General features: G+C 26.9%; 12 protein-coding genes. 4 read left to right on the forward strand and 8 right to left on the reverse strand.

What is annotated here, in order from left to right; all coding sequences use genetic code 11:
• Nucleotides 1-95: 95 nt before the first annotated feature.
• The 3 genes from NG918_RS13955 to NG918_RS13965 form a co-directional block, all read right to left on the reverse strand.
• Nucleotides 96-761, reverse strand: a complete 666-nt coding sequence (locus NG918_RS13955; protein ID WP_252213124.1) for a site-2 protease family protein — start codon at nucleotides 759-761, stop codon at nucleotides 96-98.
• Nucleotides 762-915: 154 nt separating this feature from the next.
• Nucleotides 916-1947: a dipeptidyl-peptidase IV gene (locus tag NG918_RS13960; RefSeq protein WP_252226704.1), complete on the reverse strand. Its 1032-nt coding sequence runs from the start codon at nucleotides 1945-1947 to the stop codon at nucleotides 916-918.
• An 18-nt stretch (nucleotides 1948-1965) separates the two neighbouring features.
• Nucleotides 1966-3009, reverse strand: a complete 1044-nt coding sequence (locus NG918_RS13965) for a phosphodiester glycosidase family protein (RefSeq protein WP_252213536.1) — start codon at nucleotides 3007-3009, stop codon at nucleotides 1966-1968.
• Between the two features lie 265 nt (nucleotides 3010-3274).
• On the opposite strand from NG918_RS13965, the gene NG918_RS13970 reads away from it, so the two are divergent.
• The gene (locus tag NG918_RS13970) at nucleotides 3275-4243 is read left to right on the forward strand and encodes a biotin--[acetyl-CoA-carboxylase] ligase (protein WP_252213120.1); all 969 of its coding nucleotides are present in this window, start codon (nucleotides 3275-3277) and stop codon (nucleotides 4241-4243) included.
• Nucleotides 4244-4306: 63 nt separating this feature from the next.
• Here NG918_RS13970 and asnA read toward each other — a convergent pair whose 3' ends face one another.
• A complete protein-coding gene (asnA, locus tag NG918_RS13975; protein WP_252213119.1) occupies nucleotides 4307-5320 on the reverse strand; it encodes an aspartate--ammonia ligase in 1014 nt (337 codons plus the stop codon).
• A gap of 158 nt (nucleotides 5321-5478) precedes the next feature.
• A complete protein-coding gene (locus NG918_RS13980) occupies nucleotides 5479-6429 on the reverse strand; it encodes an L-lactate dehydrogenase (RefSeq protein WP_252226707.1) in 951 nt (316 codons plus the stop codon).
• Nucleotides 6430-6792: 363 nt separating this feature from the next.
• On the opposite strand from NG918_RS13980, the gene NG918_RS13985 reads away from it, so the two are divergent.
• Both NG918_RS13985 and NG918_RS13990 read left to right on the forward strand, forming a co-directional pair.
• Nucleotides 6793-7407: a 3'-5' exonuclease gene (locus tag NG918_RS13985; RefSeq protein ID WP_252226709.1), complete on the forward strand. Its 615-nt coding sequence runs from the start codon at nucleotides 6793-6795 to the stop codon at nucleotides 7405-7407.
• Nucleotides 7408-7596: 189 nt separating this feature from the next.
• Entirely contained in the window at nucleotides 7597-7758 is a 162-nt protein-coding gene (locus NG918_RS13990) for a rubredoxin (protein WP_252213114.1), read from the forward strand.
• 61 nt (nucleotides 7759-7819) lie between these two features.
• Here NG918_RS13990 and pflA read toward each other — a convergent pair whose 3' ends face one another.
• Complete coding sequence (pflA, locus tag NG918_RS13995) at nucleotides 7820-8527, reverse strand: pyruvate formate-lyase-activating protein (RefSeq protein WP_252213113.1); 708 nt, start codon at nucleotides 8525-8527, stop codon at nucleotides 7820-7822.
• A 320-nt stretch (nucleotides 8528-8847) separates the two neighbouring features.
• Entirely contained in the window at nucleotides 8848-11076 is a 2229-nt protein-coding gene (gene pflB / locus NG918_RS14000; protein WP_252213111.1) for a formate C-acetyltransferase, read from the reverse strand.
• Nucleotides 11077-11488: 412 nt separating this feature from the next.
• Here pflB and NG918_RS14005 point away from each other — a divergent pair, with 412 nt between their 5' ends.
• Entirely contained in the window at nucleotides 11489-12865 is a 1377-nt protein-coding gene (locus NG918_RS14005) for a DUF2334 domain-containing protein (protein WP_252226711.1), read from the forward strand.
• 98 nt (nucleotides 12866-12963) lie between these two features.
• On the opposite strand, the gene pyrE is transcribed toward NG918_RS14005, so the two are convergent.
• On the reverse strand, nucleotides 12964-13638 hold the full coding sequence (pyrE, locus tag NG918_RS14010) for an orotate phosphoribosyltransferase (protein WP_252213108.1): 675 nt from the start codon (nucleotides 13636-13638) through the stop codon (nucleotides 12964-12966).
• Nucleotides 13639-13703 lie beyond the last annotated feature (65 nt).

A 13703-nucleotide genomic window follows, 5' to 3' on the forward strand; every position in this document is an offset into this window, starting at 1 on the left:
TTTTCGAACTCATTTTTATTTTGGTAGAGTGTTGATATATGCATAAGAAAAGTGGGCGGAATAACTTAATATTTCATAATACCCATTACATTAAATTAAAATAACGACATTATAATTACTGCTAAATTAAGAGCTTTCATATATAAAAATTTAACTGGAATATTAATTATAAAGCCTCCAAAAAATATTATGCCTAGTAATATTAACATCTGATATTTATATAATTTCTCTCCTATAATAGAAAATTTCTTTGGCATCAGATCTTCTAATATTTTAAATCCATCTAATCCCGGTATAGGTAATAAATTAAATACTGCAACACTAATATTAATAAGAATAATCTTATTAATCATAAGATAAATGACACTATAATAAGATTCAGGTAACACATTAATTGCAAATCTAGCATAGATTCCAAATAATATTGATGTTACTAATACTACTAATAAATTTGCACATACTCCAGCAGCACTAACTCTTAAATCATCTTTATAATAATTTTTATATGCAGATGGATTAGTTCTAATTGGTTTTGCCCATCCAAATCCAAATAATAATATCATCAGAAATCCCATGGGATCAATATGCGCAACAGGATTCAATGTTAATCTACCTTCATATCTAGGAGTCTTGTCCCCCAATACATCTGCTACCTTTCCATGAGCATATTCATGAAATGTAAATGCAATTAAAATTGCTGGTATTAATACCATTAAATCAAACAATTTATCCAAAAGCATTTTAAACTCAATACTATACATACGTTTTCTCCTTATTTTAAATTTTATTTATATTTGACATTATTGTCATAAACAATTTTTTTTATAAAAAATAATGAAACTATCTCTAAATTGAATTTCTGACTAATAAAGCATAAAATCAATGTCTTAGAGATAATTTCATTTATAAAACTTCTTATTCCTCTACTAAACTAGTATATGATAATTTTCCATCTACAACTGTTGCTACAAACTTTTCTTTTATTTCAACTAGTTTTCCGTCATATGACATTTCTTTTCCTGTAGTAAGATTTTTTACTATTCCTTGAAGATTATCATTAATTAGTATTTCACTTTTACTATTAAAATACATATCTTTTGGATTTACCACTTCAGTTAAGTCTAAATTTTTCCATGATGATGTATCCTCATCTACTGTACCATATATTATTTTCGAAACTTTATCCGCTGTTATTTCGCCAATATATATAACACCTTCGGCATCAATTCCAAGTAATGCCAATTCTTTATCTGATTTGATTACTAGTCTCTTACTAGGACTTGTTGCATAAAAAGTGTTGTTAACCTCATCTTCATAAATCAATCTATCGTAACGTGGAATAACATCCATATTACCTAATACATCAGATTTAAGAGATACTCTTGTTAAATCATGGTTTATGTCTATTCTATAAACAGTATTCTTCATTCCACCTCTGTCTACATCAACATAATACACTCCTGTAAGAACTGAAACACTTATCTTTTTTACTTCCATATTACTTTTATAGCTACATACTTCACTTACATCACTTTGAACTTTATTAGTTGGATCATATGTTACAAGCTTTATCTTCTCTTCATCATCTATATTAGTCTTTTCTGCTATAACTATTCTATCTCTATCAGATAGCCACTTATAATACATTATATCTCCACCATCTTGAGTCTTAATTTCATTTTTTTCATTTGTTGATGTATCTTCTATGTATACTTTATTATTATAATTATAAGTTAAATATCTTCCATCATAAGATATTTTTACATCTTCTGATCCATCTGGAATAGTTGCATTTACATTCTTAGTATCTGCTACATCAGTTTCTACTTTCTTTATTTTAAAATCTGAAGAATGTTTAAAAACAAAACTATCTAAAATGAACAAACCAGCAAATTGTAATATTAGAGATAGTATTGCCCAAGAAATTATTCTTTTAATAACTTTCATTATCTTTGTCTCTCCTTTTTACTCAACAATAATTGCTGTTGGTATCGCTCTTTCTCCTAAGCTATCTGATGGATTATTTATTATCTTATCATTGTAATACATTGTTGTTGATTTTCCACCATCTAAGTTTATAGCATTTACAGCTCCACATTTATAGATTACTTCTTGAGCTTCCTTTAATGTAGCACCTAAACTTGTTGCACTTCTACCGTCTATAACCAAAAGGAGGATTGCGCCATCTGCTCTTTGACCTATTACAGTTCTTGGAGCTACTCCCCAACCGCCATCTCCTGCCATTGGAGTCATTTTACCATTTACAACTAAAGTTGGAGTAAAGCTTAAAGCTTCTTCTATATTTAACTTCTTAAGTTCATTTACAGAATAATTTCCTACTATTAATTTACCTTCTTTTGTAATTCCTAATAAATCAGTCTTTTCATTCTCATTTTTATCATTAAAAATTACCTTTCCTTGATTCATTATAACTCCTGTTGGAAGTCCTCCATTCCCAGTCCATTGAGCTGTTGAAGAACTATCTGTAAATCCACCTCCATTTATTGCTGCTATTGCATTATTATTCTTTGCAATTTGAGAGGTAGTTTCTCCTTCTACATTTAATTTAGAAGTATATCCTACTTTTATTCTAGTTGGATCTTTTATTGTTAAAAGATATCCATTATATTTAGGATTTTCTATTGTATGCAATTCAATATTAGAATCTTTTACTTTAGGTATTTCTACTTCATTAACATTTGTATTTTCAGAAGTTTCATCAACTGATGAAGTACCTAAAATCTCAGCTATTTTTTCATCTGATAAAAACCATGTTGCTAAAAATTGATGATTCATAGATGTCATTGCAGCTCCAACAAATGTTCTTTTTGCATTTTCAAAAGGGCCATATAAAAGTACAAAAGGGCCTGTACAAGCTGTGAAAATAACCATAAATATTAAAAATCCTAAAACCCCTTTAAAAGAAACCTTCTTTCTTTTTTTCCTTTTTTTAGAACCGTTTGGTCTAGCCTTTACAGCTTTTTTCTGCTTTTTTATGTTTTTATCCATGAAATTTTTCCTTTCTTTTTTCATTTCTAAAAGTACTTATAACCATATGTAAATTAAAATCAGACTATCTTTATAATTATATAATACGAAAATTTAAAATTCAATAATTATGTTAGTAATTATTTTCAATATTCATCTTTATTATATATAATTTTAATTTTTTTTTCTTATTATGATATAATTTATTCAATAATTATATGTTTTTACAAGTTAATAATTATTCTTACAAAAATAATCTTAAAGAATTAAAAGGAGATATTTAATTATGGAAAATAAAATTTTAAATAAATTAAAAAATTCTTCTAAATATATTTCTGGAGAAACCTTAAGTTTAGAATTAAAGATTTCAAGAAGTGCTATTTGGAAACATATTAGGACATTAAAAAATAAAGGCTATGTTATAGATGGAATTTCAAACAAAGGATATAAATTAATATCCTCACCTAATACATTATTTCCAAATGAAATAAATCCATTATTAAAAACAAAAAAAATAGCTAAAGATATAAAATATTTTTCTGAACTCCCATCAACTAATAAAACTGCAAAACAACTAGCTGATAATGATACTATAAGTGATGGAACATTAATACTTGCTGAAAAACAAACTTTAGGTAAAGGACGTTTTGATAGAAAATGGATTTCACCAACCAATGGCATTTGGATGAGTTTAATATTAAAGCCAAATATTCCACCTTCAGAAGCTTCGAAAATAACTCAAATTGCAGCTGCTTCAGTCTATAAAGCACTTTTAAACTTAGACATTAATGTACATATAAAATGGCCTAATGATATTTTTGTTAATGGTAAAAAATTATGTGGTATCTTAACAGAAATGAAATGTGATATAGATAGAATACATTATTTGGTTTTAGGAATAGGATTAAATGTAAATTTAGAAAGTCAAGAAATTCCAGATGAACTTAAAGACATAGCTACGTCATTAAAATTAGAATTCAATAAAACCTTCAGCAAAAGCTTAATACTTTCAGAAATTCTTAACAATTTCGAACCACTTTATGAAAAATTTATTTTTAAAAATGATATTTCTGAAGTATTAAATATATGTAGAAAAAATTCTAATCTTTTAAATAAAAAAGCAAAACTTATAACTTATCATAATGAAGAAATAGTCACCTGCATTGGTATAAATGATAATGGTGAACTTATTGTAAAAGATACAGCTGGAAATGAGAAAGCTGTAACAAGTGGAGAAATTAGTTTTAGGATATAAGATATAATTTCCTATACATATTTTAAGGCTCTGTATTAAAACAGAGCCTTGAAATATGTACTTTTATAATAATCTTATACCATGATTTTCACATGCCACTAGATTTTTTTCATCCCAGATTGAAGCTTGCACTTCACCTATATGAGCTTTTTTCAAGAAAAACATACATATTCTTGATTGTCCTATACCTCCGCCAATTGTATATGGTAATTTACCTTCTAATAACATCTTGTGGAATTCAAGATTTTTTCTATCTTCACAATTAGCTTCTTTAAGTTGTCTTAATAAAGCTTTTTCATCAACTCTAATTCCCATTGATGATACTTCAAATGCCCTATCTAAAATTGGATAGTAGAAGATTATATCTCCATTCATAGTCCAATCATCATAGTCTGGAGATCTCCCATCATGCTTTTCTCCTGATTTTAATATATCCCCAATTTGCATTATAAATACTGCGCCTTTTTCTTTAGCTATAAGATCTTCTCTTTCTTTCGCAGTTTTTCCAGGATACATATCTTCTAACTCTTGAGTAGTTATAAAAAATATCTCTTCTGGTAAAAATTTTTCTTCATCCATTGATTCTTTGCAAGCATAGTCTTCAGCTTTTTTAAATACAGTATAGATTTTCTTTACTACATCTTTTAAAGTATTTAGATTTCTATCTTCTTTGTTTATTATTTTTTCCCAATCCCATTGATCTACATATATAGAGTGAAGATTATCTAAGTCCTCATCTCTTCTTATAGCATTCATATCTGTATATAAGCCTTCACCTACATTAAAGCCATATCTATATAAACTATATCTTTTCCATTTAGCTAATGAATGTACTATTTGCACATCTTTTCCTGTTGCTAAAACGTCAAAACTTACAGGTCTTTCAGAACCATTTAAATTATCGTTCATTCCTGTTTGAGGTTCAACAAATAAAGGCGCTGAAACTCTAGTTAAATTTAAGCTTTCTGCAAGGGCTCTTTCAAAAAAGTCTTTAATCTTTTTAATATGAACTTCTGTTTCTATCAATGAATTTTTGCTTTTATATCCTTCTGGAATAATAACATTTTCAATATTCATAAATAAATCCCCCTTAAATTATTCTATATTACTTATATTTTTTAAATAAATATTTAGTAAAAAGGAGATCTTGAAATGCATTTGCATACTCGATCTCCTAAACATCCGTATTTCACTCATTCAGTATAATAAATTAATAATAATTTGTCAAATAAAATTTAAATTTGACATTTTGATACATGTTCTTTTAATATATTCGCTGAATTTTGTAATTTAATTATTTCTTCCTGAGTTATATTTGGCTCTACTATTCTTACTGCACCATTGCTATTAATTATAGTAGGTATAGCTAAGTACATATCACTAATACCGTACTCTCCTTGCATTAATGATGAAACAGTTAGAATAGCATTTTCATCTCTAAGAATTGATTCTGCTATTTTAGTTATAGCTAATCCAATTGCATAATAGGTAGCTTTTTTTCTACTTATTATTTCATATGCTGCATTTTTAACATCACTTTCAATAACACTTCTTATTTCTTCATCCCATTCTAATGAGAACTTCTTTGTGTAGTCATCAAATCCTTCTCCAGCAATACTTCCAGTACTCCAGCTTACAACTTCACTATCGCCATGTTCTCCTAAAACATATGCATGTATATTATTATTGTTTACATTTAGGTACTTACCTATAACGTATTTTAATCGTGATGTATCTAATACAGTCCCTGTTCCTATTACTCTTTCCTTAGGGAATCCTGATAATTTATATGTAATATATGCTAAAATATCTACTGGATTAGATGCAACTAATAATACAGCTTCTGGGCTTACTTTTGCTATTTCTGGAATAAATCCTTTAAATATATTATAATTTTTTTCAATTAAGTCTAATCTAGTTTCGCCTTCTTTTTGTGCTGCTCCTGCTGTAATTATAACTATATCAGAATCTTTAGTTTCTGCTATGCTACCAGCATATATATTAACTGGTTTTACAAATGAAGTTCCATGAACTAAATCCATAACTTCTCCCATGGCTTTATCCATATTTATGTCACATATACAAATTTCTGTAGCTACTCCACTATTCATTAAAGCAAATGCTGTTGTTGATCCTACAAATCCTGCACCTATAATTGATACCTTACGTTTTCTTTCTCTTGCCATGTCTAGTCCTCCTAAATATTCTATTCTTTAATATATTATTATCAAAACGTTTATAAATTATTATTTTACAAATTTATAAACATATTAAAATACTTTATTATTGTTTCCTATTAAATTGATTCTAAATAATATTATAAATATATTATTTAGAAATTAGGTTTCTTATTTCTTTCTAAGTCAGTATACATTAAATAATAATCAAATTCAATAGTATTTAATAATAATTATCGTTTAGTTGAATTAATTGAAAAACTTTAGAAATACTATATAATTAGATTTAGGCATTAATTAGAATAATGTCTTTAATATAGTATTAAATACTATAATTAAGTTTCTTATAAACTAAGGAGGTATTATTTTATAATGAAATTATTATTTTTTGATACAGAAACTACTAGTATTAAGCCAGGTAGCATCTGTCAATTAAGTTATATAACTGTAGATGCAAGTTCTAAACCACAAATAACAATAGGTAAAAATTTCTTCTTTACAGTTGATGAAATGGATCCATCAGCTCAAGAAATCCATGGTTTCTCTTTGGAAAAACTATATGAATTATCAGAAGGTCAATATTTTGAAGATTTAGTTCCTGAATTCTTTAAAGATTTTATAGAATCTGATTTCTTAATAGGACATAATGTAAATTTTGATATTAGATTTTTAAAACACGAATTATCTTTATTAGGTGAAGATTTCACCCCAAAACATTCTTTTTGTACAATGGCTCACTATAGAGATATTTGTAAACTTCCTAAAGCAAATGGTGAAATAAAGAATCCTAAATTAGAAGAAGTAATAAATTTTCTTGGAATAACAAAAGATCAAATCACTAAAACTTCTGATAAATTATTTAAAGGTAGTGGTAATTATCATGATGCAAGATTTGATACAACTGCAACTTATTTAACCGTAACTGAAGGATTAAAAAAAGGATATTTCCCAAGAGGATATTTTACAAATTTACTTAAAAAGAAATAATTATTAAAATTATTTCTTTCAAAGTGTTAATTTACCCATTCAGTTGATTAATTTATAGATTTAATTCATATTTATTAACAAATTAAATTGAATATTTAGAGGATTACATTAATATTTATTAACATTAATATAATCCTCTAAATATTATATTATTATCAACAAATATTATATTGAATGAGGTGAATTCACATGAAAAAATATATTTGTGATATCTGTGGGTATATATATGATCCTGAAATAGGAGATGTAGATAGTAATATAAAACCTGGAGTAAAATTTGAAGATCTACCTTGTAATTGGATTTGTCCTATATGTCATTTCGAAAAAGAAAACTTTTCTTTATTATTATAATTTTATTTTTATATAATAAAAAAATAAGGAGCTTTTAAAATTTAAAGCTCCTTATTTCTATTTATTCTTCAATAATACTTTGATATTTTTTAGTTATTTCTTTATCCATAGCTGGAACACCTTCTAATGGATATTTAAAATTTAAAACGTCATACTTATTTTTTCCTAGCAGATGATATGGTAATAATTCTACTTTTTCAACCCCACTTATATTAGATATGTATTTTTTTAGATTTATTATATGTTCTTCCCCATCAGTTAATCCTGGAACAACAACATGTCTAATCCAAATTGGAATTTTAGAATTTTGAACCCCTTGTAAAAATTTTAATGACTCATCAATTTCCATATAAGTTACATTCTTATAACCATTTTTATCATAGTGTTTTATATCAAATAAAACTAAATCTACATATTTTAATATTTCATCATATTCTCCAAGTCCAAATCCTGAGGTATCTAAACACGTGTTTATTCCTTTTTCTTTACATAATTTTAATACTTCTAGAAGAAATTCTGGTTGCCTTAAGGGTTCTCCACCGGAAAATGTAACTCCACCATTAGAACTTTTAAAATATGTTTTATATCTCTCTATCTTCTTAACTAAATCTTCTGCAGTATATTCTTCTCCACCATCATAAGTCCAAGTATCTGGATTATGACAATATTTACATCTTAATGAACACCCTTGAAAAAATACAACTACCCTAATTCCAGGTCCATCTACTAATCCCATAGTTTCAATTGAGTGAATTCTTCCCTTAACCATTTTTCTATCCTCCTAGAACTACACCCCTGCCATTTAAGACAGGGGTATAATTAAGTTATTAAGTTATGTTTATGAATTTATAGTATATATAAAAAAGGGGTATGCCCTTTTTAAATTGAGAGTCGAGAGTGGAAAATTGAAAGTTTAGGATGAAAGTCTTACAGACTTTCTAAAAATATAATTTCAAAAATTCCATGGAGGAATTTTTTCCTTCACTCTCCACTATCAACTCTCAATTCTCAATTCTCAACTAATTATTCTTCCACTTTACTTATTAATATATCAACAAATATTTAAAATATAGCCTTAATTATTTAATCTTAGATACTTTCGTGGAAAGTTCTGCTTATAACTTCTAATTGTTGTTCTTTTGATAGTCTGCTAAAGTTAACAGCATATCCAGAAACTCTGATTGTTAATGTTGGATACTTATCTGGATTTTCCATTGCATCTATTAATGTTTCTCTGTTAAGAACATTAACATTTAAGTGATGTGCTCCTTGAACAAAATATCCATCTAAAATTGAAACTAAATTAGATATTCTTTGTTCTTCACTCTTTCCAAGTGCATCTGGTACAATTGAGAATGTATTTGAAACACCATCTTGGCAAACTTCATTGTAAGGTATTTTAGCAACTGAATTTAATGATGCTAATGCTCCATTTGCATCTCTTCCATGCATTGGATTAGCTCCTGGTGCTAAAGGTTCACCTTTCTTTCTTCCATCTGGTGTTGTACCAGTTTTCTTACCATACATAACATTAGATGTAATTGTAAGTGCTGATAATGTATGTTTAGCATCTCTATATAAAGGATGTTTCTTAAGTTCATTTGAGAACTTAGTTACTAATTCTACTCCTAAATCATCTGCTCTATCATCATCATTTCCGTATTTAGGGAAATCACCTTCAACTTCAAAGTCGATAGCTAGTCCTTCTTCATTTCTTATTGGTTTAACTTTTGCATATTTAATAGCTGATAATGAATCTATTGCAACTGAAAGACCTGCAATACCAAATGCCATAAGTCTATCTACCATAGTATCATGTAAAGCCATTTGTCCTGCTTCATAAGCATATTTATCGTGCATATGATGTATTATATTCATTGTATCTACATAAATTTTAGCAACATATTCTAAAACTTTGAAGTAATTTTCTTTTACTTTATTGAAATCTAAAACTTCATCATTCATTACTTCAATTCCTGGTATTACCTTAATTCCTTTTAATTCATCACAACCACCATTTATTGCATATAAAAGTGATTTTGCAATATTACATCTTGCTCCAAAGAATTGCATTTGTTTACCAACCTTCATAGCTGATACACAACAAGCTATTGCATAATCATCACCATAAATTGGTCTCATTACTTCATCACTTTCATATTGAACTGCATCTGTCTTAATTGATATTTCTGCACAGTATTTTTTAAAGTTTTCTGGTAACTTATCTGACCATAAAACTGTTAAATTTGGTTCTGCTGAAGCACCTAGATTTATCAATGTATGTAAGTATCTAAATGAGTTCTTTGTTACTAATGACTTTCCATTTATACCCATACCGCCAATTGATTCAGTTACCCATGTTGGATCTCCACCAAATAAATCATTGTATTCTGGAGTTCTTAAATGTCTTACTAATCTTAATTTTATTATAAGTTGGTCTACTAATTCTTGAGCTTCTTTTTCAGTTATTAATCCTGCTTCTAAATCTCTTTCAATATATATATCTAAAAATGTTGAAGTTCTACCAAATGAAGTAGCTGCTCCATTATTTTCTTTAATTCCAGCTAAATATCCAAAGTATAAAGATTGTACCGCTTCTTTGGCATTTGATGCTGGTTTAGATATATCACAGCCATATTTAGCTGCCATTTCTTTTATTTCTCCCAAAGCTCTAATTTGCATAGAAACTTCTTCTCTTTTTCTTACCAATTCATCAAGCATGTCCCCTTGAAGATTATCAAGATCTTTTTTCTTTTCTTCTATTAAATAATCTATACCATAAAGAGCTACTCTTCTATAGTCACCTATTATTCTTCCTCTGCCATAAGCATCTGGAAGTCCTGTTAAAAGTCCTGCACTTCTTGCAAGTCTTATTTCTTTTGTATAGCCATCAAAAACTCCTTCATTATGAGTTTTTCTATATTTTGAAAAATGTTTTTCTATATCTTTATCTAATTCATATCCGTATTCTTTTAATGAAGTTTGAACCATTCTCATTCCACCAAATGGATTTACAATTCTTTTTAGTGGAGCATCAGTTTGAAGTCCTACTACTACTTCATTATCTTTATCTATATATCCTGCTTCATAGTTATTTATTCCTGAAACTCTGTCGGTTGCAATATCTATTATTCCTTTTTTAACTTCTTCAACAATTAATTCGTATGCTTTATCCCATACCTTTGCTGTCTTTTCACTTATATCTTCTAAGAAGCTTGAATCTCCTTCGTATACTTTATAATTCTTTTGTATAAAGTTTCTTACGTCAATACCTTCTTGCCAAGTACCGTTTTTAAATCCTTCCCATTGTTTAAACATGATTTTGCCTCCTTTTAATATATATCAAGAAAAAACTTTGTTAAATCTTTCTCAATGTTATTATAATATAAATTAGTGTAAATTCAAAGCTTTTTTCTGTTTTTTCTTAAAATTTATATTTTTTTATGCTCATAAACAACTACACTTACTTATTTTGTATATTATCTTATTTATTTACTTATACTCTGTTTTTTTGCATTTTTATAAAATAAATCATTGTAAAGATTGTTATTTTTTTCTCAATTGAATCCACTAAAATTAACAATATTGCTATTTAAACGTTTTTAAGTTATAATGATTATCAATTGAAAAGAAAATTTTAATTTATTTATTCGAAATTTGACACATTCAAATGTTATAATTAATATATATATATATTAATTTTATTTACATATTTAAAAGGGGAATACTTATGATTAAAAATTTTAAAAAAACATTAATTTATTTTATTTCATTCATCATTATATGTTTAGGAGTTTATTTTTTTATTGCCCATAATAATACTTTTAAGAACAACTTAACAATTATAAACAATAAAATTTATTCTAAATCATTACCAACAAATAATTTTGAAACTAAATATGTATCAAATATTAAATTTGATAATATGCCAATAGAAAATGTACCTGATATTACTTTAAATATTTTAAATAAAACAACTATAAAAAACATACCCACCTTATTAAAAGCTCAAAGATATTATTTTTCAATCAAATCTATAAGTAAAATATTGGGTTATTCTACTGATTATTCAAATAATGAAATACAACTAACAAAGGATAATAAAAATATTATCCTAAAAAATAATACCTTTGAAAAAAATCTCAAAGAATTTAGCCTTAGAGGAAATTCTTTAGTTCATGATAATGAAACTTATATATCTCTATCAGATATAGAAGACATATTTGATCTTATAGCTATATTTGATTTTAATAAAAAAAGTATCAGTTTGCTAAATAATGAGCTAGAGCAACCTAATTTATCCAACATTGTATTTAGCCAAAAAGTAGCCATGGTTAGATTCGAAGATTTTACATGTGGTGATACTAACTTTGTAGATGTGAATCAAGCTAAAGTAAAATGTATGGCTAATCTTTTATATTCTAAAGGAATAAAATTCCATGTTGGATGGATTCCTAGATTTAAAGCTCCTACAGAAAACATAGATAATGATTTATTAAAAAATAACACTATAAATAATGTAGGTTTTATTAATTTATTAGACTATTTAATAAATAAAGGTGCTGAAATTGGTTTGCATGGTTATACTCACCAAAGTGGCAATGATAGAAGTGCTGTTGGAGAAGAATTATCTAAAGATGTAAATAATACAATAGAAGATACTAAAAAGGTAATTGAAAATGGTATTGATGTTGCTAGTGGCTTAAATATCCCTATAAGTTTTTATGAAAGTCCACATTATAGAGATACAAAACTTCAACAAAGTGTAATTGAAGAATATTTTCAATATATATACGAACCTTATGACAACTCAACCTCTAATTTATACAACAACAATAAAAACAATTTATATGTACCAACACCATTAGGATACGTTCCAGACCCTAATGATTTATCTTCTATAATAAACGGACTTAAAAAGAATGATTCAAAGATTTTAAATAGTTTCTTTTATCATCCATCAATTGAATTAGATTTTATAAATTTAAAAATAGATAATGATAAACTGAATATTGACTATAATACTAACTCTCCATTACAGCAAATTGTAAAAGCAATTAAAGATTATAATTATAATACCATTCACATTTCAGAATTAAAGAAATAAAAAAATCGCTAATCTTAACCTTTAAACAAAATTATAATTTAACTAGAAGTTACTTTAAAATCACATCAAGTAACTTCTAGTTTTTTTACTCTTCATTTCTATTTGGCACCATACTGTTTGTAGTATTCATCTATTCTAATTTTGATTTCATCATCAATTATTACTTTTCCATTAATTTCTTTATTATATAAATACTCTACAACCTCAGTCATTGTAACTATGGCACAAGCTTTAAATCCATATTTTTCTTCTAATTCTACTAATGCAGATTTTTCGCCTTGACCTTTCTCCATTCTATTAACAGATATAACAAGTCCTACTACATCTACATTTCCTTGTTCTTTTAATATAGGCATTGTTTCATAAATAGATTTTCCTGATGTTGTTACATCCTCTACTATTAAAACCTTATCTCCATCATTTAATTTACTTCCAAGAAGTATTCCAGTATCTCCATGATCCTTAACTTCTTTTCTATTTGAGCAATAACTTACATCTATTCCATACTTATCACTTAAGGCCATTGTAACTGTAACACTTAAAGGAATTCCCTTATACGCTGGTCCAAACACTATATTATAATCGTCATCATAATTTGCCTTTATAGCTTCAGCATAATATTCTCCTAATCTTTTTAATTGACTTCCTGTCTTATAATTTCCTGTATTAACAAAGAAAGGTGTCTTTCTGCCACTCTTAGTTACAAAATCTCCAAAAGTTAAAACTCCACACTCTATCATAAACTCAATAAACTCTTTTTTATATGCTTCCATTTTCTATATTCCTCCCAAATTTCATACTGTATTTTAATATATGCTAGTGTTTATATATGCATAAG

The sequence above is a fragment of the Clostridium sp. ZBS2 genome, assembly GCF_023845855.1.
GTDB classification, from domain to species: domain Bacteria; phylum Bacillota; class Clostridia; order Clostridiales; family Clostridiaceae; genus Clostridium; species Clostridium aquiflavi.

Bases quoted from the DNA above. Each gene is read 5' to 3' on its own strand.
- NG918_RS13955 (WP_252213124.1), bottom strand. From the start codon at position 761: ATGTATAGTATTGAGTTTAAAATGCTTTTGGATAAATTGTTTGATTTA.
- NG918_RS13960 (WP_252226704.1), bottom strand. From the start codon at position 1,947: ATGAAAGTTATTAAAAGAATAATTTCTTGGGCAATACTATCTCTAATA.
- NG918_RS13965 (WP_252213536.1), bottom strand. From the start codon at position 3,009: ATGGATAAAAACATAAAAAAGCAGAAAAAAGCTGTAAAGGCTAGACCA.
- NG918_RS13970 (WP_252213120.1), top strand. From the start codon at position 3,275: ATGGAAAATAAAATTTTAAATAAATTAAAAAATTCTTCTAAATATATT.
- asnA (WP_252213119.1), bottom strand. From the start codon at position 5,320: ATGAATATTGAAAATGTTATTATTCCAGAAGGATATAAAAGCAAAAAT.
- NG918_RS13980 (WP_252226707.1), bottom strand. From the start codon at position 6,429: ATGGCAAGAGAAAGAAAACGTAAGGTATCAATTATAGGTGCAGGATTT.
- NG918_RS13985 (WP_252226709.1), top strand. From the start codon at position 6,793: ATGAAATTATTATTTTTTGATACAGAAACTACTAGTATTAAGCCAGGT.
- NG918_RS13990 (WP_252213114.1), top strand. From the start codon at position 7,597: ATGAAAAAATATATTTGTGATATCTGTGGGTATATATATGATCCTGAA.
- pflA (WP_252213113.1), bottom strand. From the start codon at position 8,527: ATGGTTAAGGGAAGAATTCACTCAATTGAAACTATGGGATTAGTAGAT.
- pflB (WP_252213111.1), bottom strand. From the start codon at position 11,076: ATGTTTAAACAATGGGAAGGATTTAAAAACGGTACTTGGCAAGAAGGT.
- NG918_RS14005 (WP_252226711.1), top strand. From the start codon at position 11,489: ATGATTAAAAATTTTAAAAAAACATTAATTTATTTTATTTCATTCATC.
- pyrE (WP_252213108.1), bottom strand. From the start codon at position 13,638: ATGGAAGCATATAAAAAAGAGTTTATTGAGTTTATGATAGAGTGTGGA.